Raw genomic sequence first — 19,093 nt, 5'->3', positions numbered from 1 at the left:
TTATGAGCGACTCTATAATTTTAGGTATTGAATCGTCTTGCGACGACACATCAGCAGCTATCATCAAGGGAAATTCTATTCTGTCTAACATCGCTGCTACTCAGGAAATCCATAAAGAATATGGTGGTGTAGTCCCTGAATTAGCTTCACGCGCACATCAGCAAAATATAATACCCGTAGTTGAAAAATCTTTAACTAAAGCAAATATACAACAAAATGCTATCTCTGCTATAGGATTTACTCGTGGACCCGGACTTTTGGGATCTCTTCTTGTAGGAACTTCATTTGCTAAGTCTTTAGCAATGAGTTTAGACGTTCCTTTGATTGAAGTAAACCATCTCCAGGCCCATATTTTAGCGCATTTCATCGAGGATGCAAATCCTATGCCGCCAAAGTTTCCGTTTCTGTGCCTTACCGTAAGCGGTGGACATACCATGATTGTACTGGTAAAGGATTATTTCGACATGGAAATCATTGGTAAAACCATTGATGATGCCGCAGGAGAAGCGTTTGACAAGATTGGAAAAATCTTCGATCTGGATTATCCGGCAGGCCCAATCATTGATCGGTTAGCAAAAGAAGGAAACCCTGATGCGTATAAATTTAATAAACCAAAATTAGATAATTACGACTATTCTTTCAGCGGAATAAAGACTTCTGTTTTATATTATATCCAAAAAGAAGTTAAAAAGAACCCAGATTTCATTAAAGAGAATTTAAATGATCTTTGTGCTTCTGTTCAAAGAACAATTATTGAAATTTTAATGACTAAGCTTGAAAAAGCAGCTAAGGAATTAGAGATAAAAGAAGTTGCCATTGCTGGTGGTGTTTCTGCCAATTCTGCGCTGAGAAAAGCCATGCAGGACAATAACGAAAAATTAGGCTGGAATATTTACATTCCAAAATTTGAATATACAACCGATAATGCGGCAATGATCGCTATGGTTGCTCAATTAAAATTTGAGCGAGGTGAATTTACGGATCTGAGAACTTCCGCAACCGCAAAATACGATTTATGAAAATATTGTTAGAAGAAAAAGTACTTGGAACGCAATCTAAAAAAAGCTCAAAATATTACTGGGTTTTAGAAACTGTTATAGGAAAAAATGAAGTAACAGGAAAAGACGAAGACGAAGATTATTTAATGATGAGTTCCGAAATTGGATTTATTCAAAATATAAAGGAAGAGATCGTAGTGAAAATCAATTCAGAAAATGTATTTAGTTTTACTTACGAACCTAAAGAAGGAGATTATTTATCTATCAAAAATAATTTAAGAAAAAATGAATATTTGAATTTAATTTTTATGAATAATAAGTGGATTGAAGAAGTTTACTCTTGTTCATATAGAGATTGTGAAGGTGATATTTATACCACGATAAAAACCGGTGTGGCATTTATGAGTGATAATGAAATTACCTTTTAATACTCACCTACAAATAAAATTCAGGACGATTTTAAATATTAATATATGAAACTTTTTTTTGGCGAAATCGATAACGGAAAAGCAATAATTAATGACGAAGAACAACAGCACATCGTAAAAGTTCTTCGTATGAAAGAGGGTGAAGAAATTCACGTAACAGACGGAAAAGGAAATGTTGCTTCCGGAAAATTATTAATTGAAGGCAAAAAAGCCAACATCGAGGTTTCTGAAATTCAAACAAACACTCCAGATTTTAATCCGAAACTTCATATTGCGATTGCTCCCACCAAAAACATTGACCGAATTGAGTTTTTTGTGGAAAAAGCAGTAGAAATGGGTATTTCGGAGATCACTATTTTACAAACTGAAAAAACAGAACGTAAAAATATCAGTATTGATAAACTAAGGAAACAGGCTATTGCTGCTTCAAAGCAGAGTTTAAGGTTTCATTTCCCTCTTGTTAATGATCTTATTAAACTTCCTGATTTTCTAAAAAACATCAATCCTTCTACTACTTTCGTTGCCCATTGTAATGAAAATTTAGAAAGAATGGAATTGAAAAAGATTCCCCATTTAGAAAACATCACCTTTTTAATTGGTCCTGAGGGAGATTTTTCTGATAAAGAAATTCACCTTTTGGCCGAAAAAGGAATTAAAGCGGTTTCTCTCGGAAATCAGAGATTAAGAACTGAAACTGCGGGTGTTTTTGTTGCAGCTTGGAATTATTCGTTAATAAATAATTGATTAACTACTCATTTCCATTATTTTCATCCGCTTGAAAGTGAGTCATTATAAGTTTATTATTTTTCCATTCATAGACTTTATAATAATAATCTGTCGGACCAATATGATAGTTTGAAGTAATTGCTTTATTTTTCTTATCAACTAAGGGATTAACGATTGTATCCATTGGTTTGTAATAATCATATCTTTTAGTTTTTTTATTATACAACCAGAAACTTGATGAAGACCAATAATTTCCGACCTGATTAATAACTTCAAGATCATTATATCCGTCAAAATTTACATCTTTGTTTACATCAAAATAGGCTTCAGCTTCGCTCAAAACAGAAACTGTGTCAATAATAATTTTTTGATGAAGTTTTTTCTTTTCGAAAATATTAAGTGATTTAAAATTAATAACTCCATTCATTTCCTGTCTACCCATGAGAACATAGGAATATCCATTTCCCATTAACGTTTTTGAAAAAGGAACAGTTGTCGTATCTTTTGGTTCTTCGTTAATGATATGCGAAATTGTGTCTACAGCAATTTTTGCCTTAGAAAGATTTTCAGGTTTTTTATTGCAACCTGTCAATATAAGAATAACGAAAAACACTACATATTTCATATCTCGATATTATTATCCTTTAAATATTTATCAAAAATCTGCTGTCCGCTTTGCATTGAATTTACTGCCCAACGGATTTTCATTTTCAATAATTTCTCATCGTTTAATTTATAATCGATGTTCGAATTCATCAGTTTTTGTTTTAATTCATACATACAGATTCCTGCCGCCACCGAAACATTAAAACTTCTCGTAAAGCCAAACATCGGAATAGCCAACGTCTCATCTGCAAAATCAATTACTTCTTCTGAAACACCTGCCATTTCAGTTCCGAAAACCAAAGCAATGGGCTCTGTAATTTGGTAATCAGGAAGCATTACTGCATTTTTCTCCAGTGATACTGCCAGAATTTTATACCCTCGATCTTTAATTTTTTGTAAAGAATCAATATTTTTTGGCATCTTTTCAACCTCAACCCACGTCTCGGCACCTTTTGTTACGGTAAGATTAGGATCAAATACATTCTCTTCCTCCATTGCCACTACTTTGTGAAAACCACAAGCTTCCACCGATCTTATAATCGCCGCCGCGTTTCTAAACTGATACACATCATCCATCACAGGAAGTACAAAATCAGAACTTTCAGGAGCAAAATGATTGATCTTTCTCAATCTTTCGTCCGTTAAAAATTGTTGTAAATACTCAAAAGTTTTCGCTAAATCTTCCATTCATTTTCAAATCTTTGCAAATTAACGTAATTTTGAACTACGAACCTGAACAAGGCTTACATTCTTATTAAAAAGTACTACATGAAACGAAAAGTCCTGCTTATATATACCGGTGGAACCATTGGTATGGAGAAAGATTATGAAACCGGAAGCCTTCGCGCCTTTGATTTTGGAAATATTTTTGAGAAAATGCCCGAAATGAAACTTATGGAATGTGAAGTCTTTGTTCATCCTTTCGCAAAACCGCTTGACTCTTCGGATATGGGACCCGAGGAATGGAAAATTATCGCCAATTATATTCTTAAGAGCTACGAAGACTATGACGGATTTTTAATCCTTCACGGAACAGATACCATGTCTTATACCGCTTCTGCATTAAGTTTCATGTTAAAAGGACTAAAAAAACCGGTGATCTTAACCGGATCTCAATTGCCTATCGGAGATCTAAGAACAGATGCCAAAGAAAATCTTCTGACGAGTTTGTATTACGCCAGTTTATACGAAAATGAAGAAGCTGTTATTCAGGAAGTTGCCATTTATTTTGAATATAAATTATTAAGAGGAAACAGAACCTTAAAATATTCAGCAGAGTATTTTGATGCGTATTCTAGTCCCAACTACCCTATTCTTGGGCAATCAGGGGTACACTTAAATATCATGAAAGACAGTCTTTACCGCTGTGATCCCAATATAGAATTTCATGTTGATGAACATATTTCCGAAGATATTTTATTTTGGAGAATTTTCCCAGGAATGAAGCTCAACCACTTTAAAGAGATCTCAAAAATGAAGGTTTTAATTCTTCAGGTTTTCGGATCAGGAACCATTTTCAGCAGTGAAAACACGCAGGAAATACTGCAAGGGATCAGAAATAACGGAACAGAGATCGTAGTGGTAAGTCAGTGTATATCAGGAGGAATATCATTTGGAAAATATGAAAACAGTAACATTTTCTCAAAGATCGGAGCCATCAGCGGAAAAGATATTACCGCCGAAAGTGCGATCACAAAAGCAATGCATTTAATCGACAACCCTAGTTACACAGGGAGTTTCGCAGATAACTTTGCTAAAAGTCTTTGTGGAGAAATTACTGCGTAAAATTGTATTAAGAATTTGTTAATTCAATAAATTAGTCTATTTTTGCAATCTCAAATAGAGAGGTGTCCGAGTGGTTGAAGGAGCTACCCTGGAAAGGTAGTATGCGGGTAACTGTATCGAGGGTTCGAATCCCTTCCTCTCTGCAAATGTGCATTTATTATAGCCTGCTGATTTCTCAGCAGGCTTTTTTTATTCCTAAAATATTCCTAAATCTCTTCTTTAATTTGTCCTGTTTTTAAATAGTATTGAAAACATTTATACTATCGTTTAAAGAATAAAGAACATAAATTTCATCATGACAAATTATAACCCCTATATCTCACATTCCAAGCAGCTTTACCTAAGGTTTTGTTATATACTAAAAATGCTATTGGAGACGTTTTATAGGATGATTAGGATAGAAAAAATAGGTATTGGACTGTTCTTATTGGGTTGTATCGGAAGTACATTAAAAGCACAGATTAGTCCACCAGGTTTAGGCGAAGCCAACACGGCATTTTGGTCCGCGTTCGGAGTAAAGCGACAACTTGATTCTTTAGGAAAGAAACAATCTTTAAGCTATATCGCCATTGGTAGGAAAAGCAGTCCGGATAATGACAACCTATTTTCCAAACAAGCCATATTTGTCCTTAATCATGAGGTTTACCATTCTTTTGCCAAACATCAGCAATACAGTTATGCCATCAGCTACCGTCGGCAACCGGTGTATGAAAGTTCGGCACCTTATGAAAAAGAAGGCTTGGAGCAAGAGCTAAGATTGTATGGAAGATATGCTTATACTTTCGATCTTGGAAAAAACTGGACGCTAAAAAATACGATTCGACAGGAATTCAGAAAATTCTTTGATCCCAATTTTCATGCTGTTGAAGAAAATTTTCAGTTAAGAACCCGTATAAAAAGTCAGCTTACCTATAAAATTTCATCAAAAAACAATCAGAAATTGGCGTTAAGTACCGAAGCTTTATTTGCCATCAGTTATCTTAATGATCCTGAGCCTCAATGGACAAAATTCGGATATAAAGAGATGCGTCTTGGGCTTTACTATATGTTTGAAATTCCTAATTCTCCTTTCACTGTGGATATTGGTTATGTGGATGATCTGATTAGAAACAGTCACAGCATCACCAAAGGTGGTGTTCATTATCTGGCTGCTGATGTGATCTGGAATTTGCCTTATAAAAAGAAATAATTACTCCTTTTTAATCATCAATAAAAAAACCAGATCAAATTGATCTGGTTTTTCGTTTGAAAAGAATACTAACTATTTTCAAACTACAATTTAGCTATATATATGATTGTTTTGGTTTCAATTGTTAATTACAAATCATCAAAAACTGATGACTCATTTGGACTTTAAATTTTGCTTCTGATTTTGCTTTAAAATGAATGGTATTTTCAAAAGCCTGTACCGCTTTCAATTTCTGATCAATACACTCCGCAATCTGCACCATCGAGAACATAAAATCTCTGTACACCGCGATATCCACTGTCTGTCCGTAACACGGTAAATAGGCCTTTAGGAAGGAAATGGTAGATTGATGTTGGCTGTAATTCACACAATAACCGGCCCCATCTTTAGAAGTGATGATCTTTTGGTTATTGATATAATCCAGTACATTTTGAGTTTTGGGAGAAATATTATTCTTCAAAAAATATCTGTTGATCTTATCTAAAATATGTTGAGCATATTCCATCATGGTAATTGTTTTCCATTCAAATACATGATTCATCCCTGTTTGTTTTTGCTTTCCGTTTCCACAGCTCGTGCAGAATGAAAGTCCCATTTTTTCGTAATAGGGAAAAAAGCAGTTTTTAATATGAATAGATGCATCAGTCTGTAGTCTGTCATTCGCAAAATTATAATACAGATAAGGACTGTACAGTTCTGAAAGACTTTTCAGATAGTCGATTTCGCTTGTATTGCGAAATTCTTCAAACCACTTTTCAAGATTATCGTAATAGCGATTCTCAAATTCATTAAAACTTAAATAAAACGGCACTTCCATAACTCTGTAATTTTGATATGACAAAGCTATAGCGCTAATGCGACAAAACTTGACGTGTTATTTTTTTAAATTAAAAGATTTTATTTTTAACCACAAAAGAGTCGAAAGAATTGCACAGTATTTATTTAAGTTAATTTTGAACTGTAAACAAGAACACATAAGTTTAAAAAAATCTTTGATTTTTATTCTTTTGTAAGCTTATATTTTCAAAATAACTAAGCTTTAAATCGTTCAATAATAGCTTTTGTACCTTATTGTGGTTACATTTTTAATTAGTTTAAACAGTGGGAATTTTTTAACGAATTAATTTTTCATTTTCTTTACGCCTCAGCCTCCTAGGTCGTCTTTTGGCCTATTACCACTATTTATCATAGTTTTTCATGATAAATTCAAAATAGCGAATCATTTTCATATAGTTTTCTATGCTAAGATATTCATTGGTACTGTGGATACTCTGCTGTTCTGAGCTGTTGATCTTAATGGGCATAAATCGGTAGATGTTTTTACTCACGATCTGGTATTTATAAGCATCCGTAGCGGCCATCGTAAGATATGGAGCGGCTATAGCATCGGGATAGACCTCTTTAATCCCCGCCTGAATCAATTGGAATGCTTTTGTATTGGTAGGCGACACCGCCGAAGCTTCTCTTGTATTATCAATCTCTTCTACTTCCACATCAAATCCTTTTGTAGCCTCTGCAATATGTTGTTTCACCTCTTTAATCGTATTCCCAGGAAGGATTCTAAAATTCACAACAAATTCTACCTCAGGAGAAAGTACGTTGGGGGCATCACTTCCCTTCATCATGGTTAACGCTGTGGTTGTACGAATTAGGGCATTCGTTGAATTGTTTTTTTCCAACTGTGAAAGCAATAAAGACTTTAGAAGCCACTGATTGGAAATCGCCAATCTGCTCGTAAAAGGCATCACTCCACCAATCGTATCAAAGAATTCCTTAATAAGTGGTGTAATTTCCGGTTTCATCTGGCTTTTTTCTAACCGCTGCATAATGATTGCTGCTTTTCCAATCGCACTTTCCATAGGCGGCATAGAAGAATGTCCACCCAATCCTTTTACTTTGATTTTTGCTGATAAAAATCCTTTTTCAGCACATCCGATCACGGCAACATCTGAATCAATTCCTTTGACACTTCCTTTTTCTAATATCAACCCACCTTCATCATATACGGCATCGAATTTTAATCCTAACTTTTTGAAATGATCGGCAATCTGTACCGCCCCTTTTTGTCCGCCCACTTCTTCATCAAAGCCAAATGCCAAATACATATCCCGTTGCGGGACATACCCACTCTTAATTAAGCTCGTCATAGATTCCAGTAAAGAAAACAGCATTCCTTTCATGTCAATTGCTCCTCTTCCATAAATTCTTCCGTTGGCAACCGCTCCTGAAAAAGGGGCATAATCCCAATCTTCCGCTACTTTTGTAATTCGAGGTAACGCTTTATCATTGGGTCTGAAAATATTCTCTTCACTATTCTTAATATCAGCATCTCCCGGAGGAACCACATCCATGTGAGAAAGGAATAAAATAGGTTCGAGATTGGGCTGACTCCCTTTTAACTTAAAAACCAATCCATACTTATTAACCTCATAGTTTTCGGTATTCTGATACAGTTCTGGATATGATTTTTTTAAATATTCTTTAAAGGTATCAAAAGTGGAATAATTAAAATCTCCCAATTCGCCGGTAGAAATCGTAGCGATCTTTATTCCGTTTGAAAACCGTTGAATCGCAGAATCATTTCGGGTCACCTTCCATCCTTCCGTCGCTGTTGCATTGGTCTTTTTAAAAGGATACATAAAAGTCTTAACGAGTAAAACAATGATTAAAACAATAAGAATTCCCAGAATGATTAAGAGGATTTTTTTCATGATGATTTGGTTTTCTGTTGGTTGAGGGCTATCACAAATATAAGAAAGATATTTTGGATTGCTGGTTTGTTTGTGAATGAGAAAACCACTGCGGTTGCAGTGGTTTTTTGTTATTGTGGGCTCAAAGTCGGGAGACTTTGCCTATCAGCAAGGATTACTCAGTATTAGGAATATATCTTTCATTACAAAAACTAATAAATTCCAATGAATTTATTGGGAGACGGTTCTTCAATTGTAACATATGCATTCTCGAAATTTAAATAACTTTTAACTTCTTTAAAATAATTGAATACTTCTTATTGAGGAGGGATCATTTCCAACAATTGACACTCAAAAATTATTTTTCCATCATCTGTATATTGTAATATAATTTGTTTAATTTACTTTTTCTATCTTTATCTATTTGTTTTATTAAGTAAACAGAACGTCTCCGTATTTTTTTTGCACTTAATAAGCTCAAAAAACAACATATACATAATTAAAACAAAGAATTAATTATTAAAATTTAAAAACATGATCAATAATGTTGATGCTATTGCCTTATTAAATAAGTTTATCAAGACCGATAAAATAAGTAATAATGTGAAAATTTCAGAACAAAAGGGTGGACTTTTTAATGATGTACTTAAGGTAGAAGATGAATATAAATCTTGGTATTTGAAAAAATATTTAGAGCAAAGTACTTCTAAGATATTCAGTCCACCAAAAATTAGTCCAGAAATTAGATCCCAATTAGCCTATTTTGTTCAAAAAGAATGTTATCATTTAAATAAGGATATTAAAACAGTTCCAGATTTATTTATAGATGTTGACGAAAATATTCTTATAATCGAAGGGGTTCATCATCCTATCACAATGATTGATTTAATTAGTCAAAATAGTTTTAAAATCGAACATATTGAATTAATTTCCAAAACTATCGCAAGACTTCATGCTGGATTTTCTGGTAATTCAGAGATTTGTAATGATCCAATATATAGAAATCAAGAGTTTAGAGATTTTAAGCTCAAATTACAATACCAAAATATGGCAGAACAATTAGAAGAAAAATGTTCGAATTTAATTTATCATTTATTAAGTACATATAAAAGTCAATATTTTACAGTCTTACATGGTGATTTAAACTCTAGAAATATCGTAGTTAATTCAATTACGCAAGAGGTTGGTATTATTGATTTTGAACAATCTCATGTAGGCAACCCAATATATGATATAACCTATTTTTTGTGTGAAGTTTATATTTCATGCTTGAATTTTGAGAATTCAGAACTTTTGTTTAAAAGTGTAGAAGCTTTTTTAAAAACTTACATGGAATATAATCCCGATTTTGAAATAATAAATTATCTTGAAGAAATGAAAATGCATCTAGCAGTACAGATTATTTATAGATTTTTAGGCCCAAGTAGGGATTCATGGACTTTCTATATTAATGAAAACAGAAAAAATGATATTATAAATTATGCGAAAGAAATGTTAGTGACCAAAAATGAAAAACATATTGATATTTTCTTTCAAAAATAAATTTTTAATGATGGAGAGCCGCTAAAAAAGGCACCTAATCAATCTTAAGATAGCTTGATTAACTTAATAACATTGGGTTCGAGCGTCTCGCTGGTATCCCGTTTGAAATTTACACCAAAAAACCCACCGCAATTGCGGTGGGTTTGAAATATTTATAATCCTATAAATTATTTTTTAAGTTCTTCCAAAAACTCGTCGTGAGAGATTGCAGTTTCTTTTTTAGATGCTTTTTCAAGAATTACATCTTTCAATTTAGTCATTGCAACTTCAGAAGAGATTTGTCTTACTTGCTCTTGGTCTTTCAACATTTCAACAGCATATTTTTGGATCTCCTCATCTCCTAGGTGGTGAATTCCGTAGATCGCCAATTGGTTTCTTACTAATTGCTCAGCTTGCGCTAAAACATCAGCATAATCCAATTGAATTTCGTTCTCAGACATTAATTTACCTTCGATGATTTGGTAGCTTAATTGTTTTTTCTCAGATTCAAGAATTTCTTTAGCCTGCTCTTCAGTCTGAACGTTTTGGTTAGAGAATAACAACCATTTAACCAAGAAAGCTTCAGGAAGTTTCACTTCTTCTTTCTCTGTTACTTGCTCTAATACTTTGTTTACAAAGTGTACGTCAGCATTTTGTTGGAAATATTCGTCTAATTCAGACTTCACTTTTTCTTTAAGCTCTTCTTCAGAAGTGATTGTTCCTTCACCATAAACTTTATCAAAAAGTTCTTGGTTAAGTTCAGCTAAGTTTAAAGAATAGAAATCTTTTACTTTAACCTCAACTTCGTTGTGGTGTAAGTGCTCAACTTCTTCTTTGCTGAATCCTAATTCTTTAGCTAATTCTTCACTCGCTGCAAGAGTTTCTTTAGAAACTTTTACAGAACCGTCCATTTTCAACGCTTTTACCAATTTGAAAGCTTCTTTGTTTTCAGCAGTAATAGCAGCGTTCTTTGGCTGGTGGTGGTGCTCACCTTCAGCATCTTCTTCCACAACCTGAGAAATTTCTAAAGCGATGTAAGAATCTTTAGTGATTTTATCTTGAGGAACCTGCTCAGCGAAACGCTTCTGCATGTTTTCAATGCTCTTGTTAATTTCTTTTTCAGAAGCTTCTACTTTGTAGTGAGGCGCTTCATATTTAGCTAGATCTATTGAGAATTCAGGCTCGTACCCTACTTCAAAAGCAACTTCTATTTTATCAGCATTGTAATCCAATTGGTTTACGGGCTGAGGTACAGGCTGTCCAACTAATCTTAATTTGTTATCATTAACATAGCCGTTTAAAGCATCAGAAACTTGTTTGTTGATTTCTTCGAATGCAATACCTGCTTCATATTGTTTTTTAACCATACTCAAAGGCACTTTCCCCTTTCTGAATCCAGGAACTTGCGCATTTTTAGCATAATTAATCAACTGCTTCTCTACTTTTTCTTTGTAGTCAGATTTTTCCAATGTCACTGTAAGCAATGAACTTACATCATCATGGTTTTGTGCGGTAACCTTCATTATTGATTAAAATTTTAGGTTGCAAAAATATGAATTTTTTATCAAAATATCCTATTAAACACAAATTCTTCGCCATCAAATATATATAAACAACAAACCACTGAAATTTTCAGTGGTTTGTTTAACAAGATTAAGAATACTAAATACTTTTAGTTTATAATGTTATAGTTCGCCTGAGCGTCTGTTTCACCTCCTGTCTGAGTTCCATAAATAATTCCATTTCCACTCACAGTAGAAGCTTCTGAAACGGTTGCAGGCTCATGAAACAAAGTAAAAATCAATTGGCTTGTTGCTGCTGGATTTTTTACAGCTTTGTTCACTACCCATTCTGTTTTTAACCCTACACGCTTTCCGTCTCCTCTTGTAGAATTAGGACCATCTGTACGGGTTAAAGTAATATCTGAATTAGGAAAATTAAATACTAAGAAATGTTCATTTTTTGCAGATTCAATTTCTCCTGTAGCATCTTCATTTCCGTTTTTAAACTGTGCAGTTACCTCATATGTTTTCCCGTCCTGTAACTTAATAGACTGAGCACCTCCAGCTCCCATACTATAGTTATATGATGTTGTTGCTCCTGTACTCCCCGGTGTAATATCCTTCACATTTAGAATAATATTGGTAAGATCTTCTTGAGGAAGGTCATCTTCCTGTGCTGAACCGTCTCTCTGACAAGAAACTACAGTAATTGTAATGAATAAAACAGCTAATAATTTGATGATATTTTTAGTATTGAATAGATTGTTCATTTTTTAAGAATTTTAAAATTGTAAAATTTTGATTGATAATTGTTGATTTGACTATCTGCTTTTAATAATGATAATTTTTTATATCTCATTAAAAATTGATAATCGGTTTTTGAATATTAGAAACGGTATCTAACATTCAGGATAAAGTTTCTTCCTGCCTCATCTGCAAAAAATCTCATTCTGTTAAGATAATCTCTGTATGAAACATCGAAAAGGTTATTCACGATAAGCCCCGCAGAAAGATTTTTACTGATATTCACGCCTGTCTGAATATTCCAAAGTGAATATCCGTTTGGCGGAGTACTGAAATCTACAGTCTTTTGTACTTCATCTCCGTTTTCATAAACAGGAATAATTCCATTATGAATCGGGAATCTGTTTTGCTTTACAAAAACTTGACTCTCAACGGTAAAATAGAAATTATTCCATTCTTTTTTGTTGAATTGCAACGCATTTGAAAAGTTAGGTGGCATCATTAAAATCAATGGTTCGTTATGGGTATCATCTTTTCCGTATACATAACTTCCTCTTCCTACATAGGTGAGGTTGTCTGTAAGCTTAAAGTTGATATCCAAATCTACCCCATACATTTTAGCATCAATCTGCTGGTAAGACCAAACCGGAAATACCCCTCTGATTGTATTTTGTACGCCTGTCGGAATTTCATTAATGAAATTTTTAGTGATGAAAAAATAAGGGTTCACAGAAATATTCAATCCTCTCAGCACATTGAATTTAGCATCCGCCGTTAGATTAAACTGATGTCCCTGCTCATTTTTCAAGCTCATATCTCCAATTTCGATCACAGCTGCAGAATGGTGTAAACCGTCTGAGAACAGTTCCGCAATATTCGGAGTTCTGCCTACTTTTGAATAGTTGAATTTCAAATCAAAATTCGAATTCGGACGATATTCCAATCCTGCATTGAAAGAAACATTGTTATAATTAAGCTGCGGACGCGTCAACACTCTGTTTTGATTTGTTTTCACATAAAACTGAGGATAAGCATCTGCATATAATTTATCCCAATCACTTGTATCATACCATTTGGTGACGTCATAACGGGTAAAATCATATCGCGCTCCTGCTTCAACATTCAGACTGTTTGAAATTTTATATTTAAAAATAGAATAAGCGCCTGCAGAATATTTATCATAGTTAGGAATCAGACGTCTTGCTTTCGTCGCAGGATCCGAGTAATTGTTTTGAAAACTCGCATCAATTCCTGTTTCCAACGACCATTTTCCTCTTTCTATTAAATCATTAAGGTTAAGCTGATGCGTCATCAATTCAAGATCTAAAGACGGAACTTCATTCAATTCTCCCCTTCTGATATCATATTCCTGTCTGTGATTGTACTGAAAACTGTAGGTTGCAGACAATTTCCCAATATTTTCAAATCTTTTAAACGCTGAAATTTTAGCAATATGATGCTCAACTAGCTGTCTCGGATTATTAATATCATAACTGAAGTTTCCTGTATACACCGGAATCTTCGAAGTTATTGCATTATAAAAATCTTCATTGTTTCCAACGTGTGAACCTCTGTAAATCCCAATATTCTGATTGGTTAAATAATAATCAAATGAAATTCCTTTTTCATAGGTATTATTCTGAACCGTAAAATTAAACGAAGAAAAATCCATCCCCGTATTCATCAGATTATAATCAGGCGTATGCTGATCACCCAGTTTTTTGATGCTTCCTCCTGCTTTTACAGCCCATCCGTTTTTCCAGACTTTGGCTACATCTACATCTAATCCCAGCCCTCTTCCGTTGGAAATTCCTGTAAGACCTACAGAACCTTTGATGGTATCTTTTTTAGGGAAAATCTCAGGTTCTAAGACCACAACTCCTCCGATGGCATCGCTTCCGTACTTTAAGGCAGAAGCTCCTTTGATGACATCAATATGTTGAAAATTATTAATATCAACATTTGGTGCGTGCTCTACTCCCCATTCTTGCTCGGCCAACTTCACTCCATTATTTAAAATAGAGATTCGACTTCCGTAAAGCCCATGAATAATGGGTTTTGATATATTATTTCCGGTTTTTAATGCCGTGACTCCCGAAATTTTAGATAATAAATTCCCCAAGTTATCGGTAGAATTTCTTTCGATATCTGTTTTATCAAGAGTTTTGATAATTAAAGAACCGTTTTTTTTGTGGTTTCCATGAATGGTCACCGTTTCGATATCCTGAACATGGTGTTCCAGGGTAATTGCTACATGCATATCCTGAGCAACTGCTATATTTTCAGTATAATCATTACAATCAGGATGTTTAGCAATGAGTATATATTTTCCTGCAGGAATTTTCTCAAAAGAGAACTTTCCTTTCTTATCTGTTTTGGCTGTAAAATCCCCGATTTTCACCACCGCATTTTCCAACATGGTTTTATCGTGAAAGTCCTGAACAGCGCCTTCTACAGTATAGGTTTTTTGTGCGTTTGTAAATACCAATCCACAAAAGATCAGCATTAAACTATATATCAATTTCATTGTAAATAGATAGGTTTTGTACCTCAATGAAGGTACATTTTCGTAAAAAATGTGAAATTTATGGCTGATTAATCTTCGTTAAAGTAAAACTGGCAATGATCATCATTAAAAAAAGAAGACACTAATACCATTTTATCTCTAAAATTTTACTTTAAATGATCCCGCCCCTTCAGGGCTGTATTATCACTAATCTTTCTTTCATCGGGTTTCACCCGATGCTATTATTATTTCGCCACTTCGTGGCTGATTAAGATAAATTCAAAAGGAAAATAGTATCAATTTTAAATATAAACTTTAACCCATTAAGGCCAAAAAAGAATCTAAAAAACTATGAAATTGTGGGAGGTCCCCGAAGTTGAAAACTGAATTTAGTCTGAGACCAGATTTTTTCCTGAACAGCAAGAATCAATTCTACTTCATGCGTATAATGCTCAAAAGTAAAATTAAACTCTTCCGGAACCAATGTATGTCCGGTCGCTAAGAAATGACAAGCCAAACAGTCTCCGGCTTTTTCTTTTGCTTCGTTTTTGGAAATATTATTTTCTGTTTTTTTAAGATGAAAAGCCTTAAAAAGATCTACAGACTCATGATGGTGAAAACTTTGAGAAAACAGCGCAATGAAGTATATCCCAAACAATAGCTTGGAGATAAGACTCTTCAGATTTCTGCTTTCTTTAAAAATCATCTTTCAAAAGTATAAATAATAATTTAAAACTTAGATTAAAGTTTTATTAAATCCTTTGTAAACTATAGAGTAAGTCGTACGCTTTATCATTTTGTTACAAAAGACACTCATAAAATTAGAGTTATTTTGTTTTTAGATCCTTTGGCTCCGCTCAGGATGACATCGCTACTACTCTCATTTTTTATTATCACAAAAATGATCACATTAAGTTTCAACAGTGTCATGCTGAGCGGCGCCGAAGCATCTTATATGATATTAGTTCAATTGAGAACCTAAATATTCCCATTCCTGTAAAGCTCCTTCCAGCTCTTCCTTCGTTGCATTATATTTTGCTAAGGTTTCTTCTGACGGATTTTCTTTCGTGAAGGTAGCTTCCATTTCTTCTACTTTGGTTTCAAGCTCAGAAATTTTTTCTTCTACTTTCTTTAATTTATTTTGAAGATTTTTTTGCTCTTTGCTTACGATTTGAGATTTCTCCTCAACTTTTGGTTTTGGTGCTTCTTTTACCACAACTTTAACGTCTTCTGTATGAAGTTTAGCTTTTTCAGCAGAGATTTCTCTCAATGTTTCTTTTTGTCTGTACGTAAGATATTCGCTAACGCTTCCCAGGAATTCTTTCATTCTTCCATCACGGAATTCATAGATCTTATCACACAATCCGTCCAAGAATTCTCTATCGTGAGAAATTACGATCAAGGTCCCTTCAAATCTCTGTAAAGCCAATTTAATAATCTCTTTAGACTGAATGTCCAAGTGATTGGTAGGCTCATCCATAATCAACGTGTTGAACGGACGAAGCAATAGTTTACAAAGTGCCAGACGGTTTCTTTCTCCTCCGGAAAGTACTTTTGTTTTTTTATTAACCGCTTCCCCTTGAAATAAGAAAGATCCTAATAAATCTCTTACCCTTGGTCTTGTTTCTTCAGTTGCAGAATCTTCTGCTTCTTCTAAAACGGTTTTATTTGGTGTTAAAACTTCCTCCTGATTTTGAGCAAAATATCCAATATTCACATTGTGTCCAAGATTCCAAGAACCTGAATAATCTTTAATTTCACCAGCAAGAATTTTAGCTAATGTCGTTTTACCCTGTCCGTTTTGTCCTAAAAGAGCAATTCTGTCTCCTCTCTGAACAATAAAGTCTACCTCATCAAAAATTTGTTTCTTTCCGTATGCTTTTCCTAAATGCTCCGCTTCGAAAATGACTTTCCCAGGTACCACAGACTGCACAAAACGAATGTTGAATTTAGAAACGTCTTCATTATCAACTTCAATACGCTCAATTTTATCTAATCTCTTAATAAGCGACTGCGCAAAAGATGCTTTGGTAGCACTTGCACGGAACTTATTAATATTATCTTCCATCTGTTTGATTTCAGAATCCTGATTTTTCTTTGCCTGAATTAATTTTTCACGACGCTCCTCACGCATCACCAAATATTTGGTATAGTTGGTTTTATAATCATCTACTTTTCTGTTATTCACATCAAAAGTTCTGTTACAAACCGCCGTCATAAACTGTTTATCGTGACTCACCAATACAATAGCACCAGGATAATCTTTCAAAAAGTTTTCTAACCAGATGATAGATTCCATATCCAAGTGGTTGGTAGGTTCATCCAGAAGCATCAAATCATTCTTTTGAAGAAGCAATTTTGCCAATTCAATTCTCATTCTCCAACCTCCGGAAAATTCATCCGTTATTTTTTGAAAATCATCTGCTTTAAAACCTAAACCAAACAATACTTTCTCAATATCACCTTCCAAATTATAAGCGTCATGATGCATTAAAAGATCATTAAGCTCAGTCATTTTATTGATGATGTCTGTGTAAGCATCACTTTCGTAGTCTGTTCTGGTTGCCAACTGATGGTTGACTTCTTCCAACTCATTCTTCCAAGCATTGATTTGCTCAAAAGCCTGCATGGTTTCATCCCAAACCGTTCTTCCTTTCACAAAATCAAGATCTTGTTTCAAAAAACCAATGGTGATATTTCCTTCCGGAACTACAACCCCTTCAAAAAAAGTAATTTCTTTGGAAAGCATTTTCAACAAAGTGGATTTTCCCGCTCCATTTTTACCTACCAAACCTACTTTATCATCCTTTTTAATGGTGAAATTAACGTTTTGAAACAAATAGTTTCCCGAATGATGTAATCCTAGACCTTGAACCGAAAGCATGTAATGATGTAATTAAGAATTAATACTGAATATTTTTCGGGTGCAAAAATACGGAAAAAGAAATGAATAGCAGAATATTGATTTAAAGCATTTTAGATTGATTTGAAATAAAAGATTATTTTCAATCATTTAACATCAACATAATGAACATGAATTACATTTAATCTCTTTTTAGTGAATATTATATTCATTATCTGTAATTTTCACCGTATCTTTAATACAATTAAAACGAAACACCATGAACAAAAATTTAATGCCAGAAGATTTGGCTAAACTAGACCAGCTAGAGACCCATTTACAAGAAAGATCTACTCATTTTTTAGGGTATCCCTGTACTGCTGATTTTGATTATTCCACGTTACATAAGTTTTTGAAGCATCCCATGAATAATGTTGGGGATTCTTTTTACTTAGGAGGTACGTATCATATTAACACCCATTCATTTGAAAGAGAAGTGGTAGATTTTTTTGCTCAATTATTAAAAGCTCCTGAAAATAACTATTGGGGCTATATTACCAACGGAAGCACAGAAGGCAATCTATACGCACTTTATTTAGCCAGACGGCTCCACCCTTCCGGAATTGTTTATTTTTCTGAAGACGCCCATTACAGCATAGAAAAAAACATAGAAATCTTAGGATTACCATCTCAAAAAATACGATCTCAAAAAAATGGCGAAATAGATTATGAAGATCTTGAGAATAAATTGAATTCTTGCCCCGGTTTACCAGCCATTGTAGTTGCCAATATAGGAACCACCGTGAAAGAAGCAAAGGATGATATCAAAAAAATTCATGCTATTCTTAATAAGCTGAAAGTAAATGAACGCTACATTCATTGTGATGCAGCTTTTTGTGGCAGTTACGCCCAGTTCTTATCACCGAAACCTCATTTTGATTTTAGCGAAGGTGCAGATTCTATTATTATAAGCGGGCACAAATTCATAGGCTCCCCTATCCCATGTGGTGTCGTTATTGTCCTTAAACACAATAAAGAGAAGGTTTCCAATTATATTAATGTTATTGACAGTTTAGACGGTTCTATCACAGGATCCCGTAATTCATTTACTCCTTTGATCCTCTGGCATGCCATAAAAACAATAGGTAGAGATGGGTTACGTCAACGACTTTATGACTGTCTGGATCTTGCCTCATACACGATGGGGAAACTAAAAAATACGGGTGTAAAAACCTGGCGCAATCCTAATGCCTTAACCATTGTAATCCCTAATGTTAGTAAAAAACTACAACATAAATGGCAACTGGCAACCCATGACGGTGTAAGTCATGTCATTATGAGACCTGGTATTACAAAAAAAATGATAGATCTTTTTGTATTGGATCTTAAGAAAGAGAATAATTTGAATTTTTCAAATAGAGAAGCGCAAACTAACTGATTTTATTAATTATTCTACCATATCAACCCTACAAAAAAGCTGTTCTTCTGAACAGCTTTTACATTACTCTAAAAATAAACAGGAACTTTATATTGATCATTGGATAATGATTCTTTCT

The 19,093-nt window shown here is 33.9% G+C and carries 16 protein-coding genes and 1 tRNA gene; 8 read left to right on the top strand and 9 right to left on the bottom strand.

The annotated features are described in order from the left end of the window. The first annotated feature begins 2 nt into the window (after positions 1-2). From tsaD to AMQ68_RS13510, 3 genes are read left to right on the top strand one after another with little or no spacing between them, the layout of a single operon-like run. Positions 3-1,019, top strand: a complete 1,017-nt coding sequence (gene tsaD / locus AMQ68_RS13520; protein ID WP_054511174.1) for a tRNA (adenosine(37)-N6)-threonylcarbamoyltransferase complex transferase subunit TsaD — start codon at positions 3-5, stop codon at positions 1,017-1,019. Further along, positions 1,016-1,426 (top strand): hypothetical protein, encoded by a 411-nt coding sequence (locus AMQ68_RS13515; protein WP_054511173.1) that lies wholly within the window; start codon positions 1,016-1,018, stop codon positions 1,424-1,426. The genes tsaD and AMQ68_RS13515 overlap by 4 nt, the downstream gene beginning before the upstream one ends. Positions 1,427-1,471: 45 nt before the next feature. Next, on the top strand, positions 1,472-2,170 hold the full coding sequence (locus AMQ68_RS13510) for a 16S rRNA (uracil(1498)-N(3))-methyltransferase (RefSeq protein ID WP_054511172.1): 699 nt from the start codon (positions 1,472-1,474) through the stop codon (positions 2,168-2,170). Between the two features lie 4 nt (positions 2,171-2,174). On the opposite strand, the gene AMQ68_RS13505 is transcribed toward AMQ68_RS13510, so the two are convergent. Then, positions 2,175-2,777, bottom strand: coding sequence for a hypothetical protein (locus AMQ68_RS13505; protein ID WP_054511171.1), 603 nt, complete (start codon positions 2,775-2,777; stop codon positions 2,175-2,177). Beyond that, on the bottom strand, positions 2,774-3,445 hold the full coding sequence (locus tag AMQ68_RS13500) for an RNA methyltransferase (RefSeq protein WP_054511170.1): 672 nt from the start codon (positions 3,443-3,445) through the stop codon (positions 2,774-2,776). The genes AMQ68_RS13505 and AMQ68_RS13500 overlap by 4 nt, the downstream gene beginning before the upstream one ends. Positions 3,446-3,526: 81 nt before the next feature. Here AMQ68_RS13500 and AMQ68_RS13495 point away from each other — a divergent pair, with 81 nt between their 5' ends. From AMQ68_RS13495 to AMQ68_RS13485, 3 genes are all read left to right on the top strand, one after another. After that, entirely contained in the window at positions 3,527-4,543 is a 1,017-nt protein-coding gene (locus AMQ68_RS13495) for an asparaginase (protein WP_054511169.1), read from the top strand. A gap of 56 nt (positions 4,544-4,599) precedes the next feature. Beyond that, positions 4,600-4,686: transfer RNA gene (locus AMQ68_RS13490), tRNA-Ser, on the top strand. Positions 4,687-4,931: 245 nt separating this feature from the next. Further along, positions 4,932-5,732, top strand: a complete 801-nt coding sequence (locus AMQ68_RS13485; RefSeq protein ID WP_054511168.1) for a DUF2490 domain-containing protein — start codon at positions 4,932-4,934, stop codon at positions 5,730-5,732. A 124-nt stretch (positions 5,733-5,856) separates the two neighbouring features. Here AMQ68_RS13485 and AMQ68_RS13480 read toward each other — a convergent pair whose 3' ends face one another. Together AMQ68_RS13480 and AMQ68_RS13475 are read right to left on the bottom strand one after the other, a co-directional pair. Beyond that, positions 5,857-6,549, bottom strand: a complete 693-nt coding sequence (locus AMQ68_RS13480; protein WP_054511167.1) for a hypothetical protein — start codon at positions 6,547-6,549, stop codon at positions 5,857-5,859. 361 nt (positions 6,550-6,910) lie between these two features. After that, positions 6,911-8,443, bottom strand: coding sequence for a M20/M25/M40 family metallo-hydrolase (locus tag AMQ68_RS13475; protein ID WP_054511166.1), 1,533 nt, complete (start codon positions 8,441-8,443; stop codon positions 6,911-6,913). A gap of 513 nt (positions 8,444-8,956) precedes the next feature. Between AMQ68_RS13475 and AMQ68_RS13470 the strand changes: the two genes are divergently transcribed. Continuing rightward, positions 8,957-9,964: a phosphotransferase gene (locus AMQ68_RS13470; RefSeq protein WP_054511165.1), complete on the top strand. Its 1,008-nt coding sequence runs from the start codon at positions 8,957-8,959 to the stop codon at positions 9,962-9,964. 167 nt (positions 9,965-10,131) lie between these two features. Here AMQ68_RS13470 and AMQ68_RS13465 read toward each other — a convergent pair whose 3' ends face one another. The 5 genes from AMQ68_RS13465 to AMQ68_RS13445 all read right to left on the bottom strand — a co-directional run bounded on the left by AMQ68_RS13465 (position 10,132) and on the right by AMQ68_RS13445 (position 17,579). After that, a complete protein-coding gene (locus AMQ68_RS13465) occupies positions 10,132-11,466 on the bottom strand; it encodes a trigger factor (protein WP_054511164.1) in 1,335 nt (444 codons plus the stop codon). Positions 11,467-11,615: 149 nt separating this feature from the next. Then, positions 11,616-12,215 (bottom strand): hypothetical protein, encoded by a 600-nt coding sequence (locus AMQ68_RS13460; RefSeq protein ID WP_054511163.1) that lies wholly within the window; start codon positions 12,213-12,215, stop codon positions 11,616-11,618. Between the two features lie 116 nt (positions 12,216-12,331). After that, positions 12,332-14,716: a TonB-dependent receptor gene (locus tag AMQ68_RS13455; protein ID WP_054511162.1), complete on the bottom strand. Its 2,385-nt coding sequence runs from the start codon at positions 14,714-14,716 to the stop codon at positions 12,332-12,334. A 328-nt stretch (positions 14,717-15,044) separates the two neighbouring features. Continuing rightward, a complete protein-coding gene (locus tag AMQ68_RS13450) occupies positions 15,045-15,401 on the bottom strand; it encodes a hypothetical protein (protein WP_054511161.1) in 357 nt (118 codons plus the stop codon). 255 nt (positions 15,402-15,656) lie between these two features. Further along, entirely contained in the window at positions 15,657-17,579 is a 1,923-nt protein-coding gene (locus AMQ68_RS13445) for an ABC-F family ATP-binding cassette domain-containing protein (RefSeq protein WP_054511160.1), read from the bottom strand. Between the two features lie 238 nt (positions 17,580-17,817). On the opposite strand from AMQ68_RS13445, the gene AMQ68_RS13440 reads away from it, so the two are divergent. Then, a complete protein-coding gene (locus AMQ68_RS13440) occupies positions 17,818-18,975 on the top strand; it encodes a histidine decarboxylase (protein ID WP_054511159.1) in 1,158 nt (385 codons plus the stop codon). Positions 18,976-19,093 lie beyond the last annotated feature (118 nt).

The sequence above is a fragment of the Chryseobacterium sp. ERMR1:04 genome (assembly GCF_001297705.1).
Taxonomy (GTDB): domain Bacteria; phylum Bacteroidota; class Bacteroidia; order Flavobacteriales; family Weeksellaceae; genus Chryseobacterium.
Note: the sequence above shows the minus strand (reverse complement) of the source record. Positions and strands in the feature narration are given on the sequence as shown.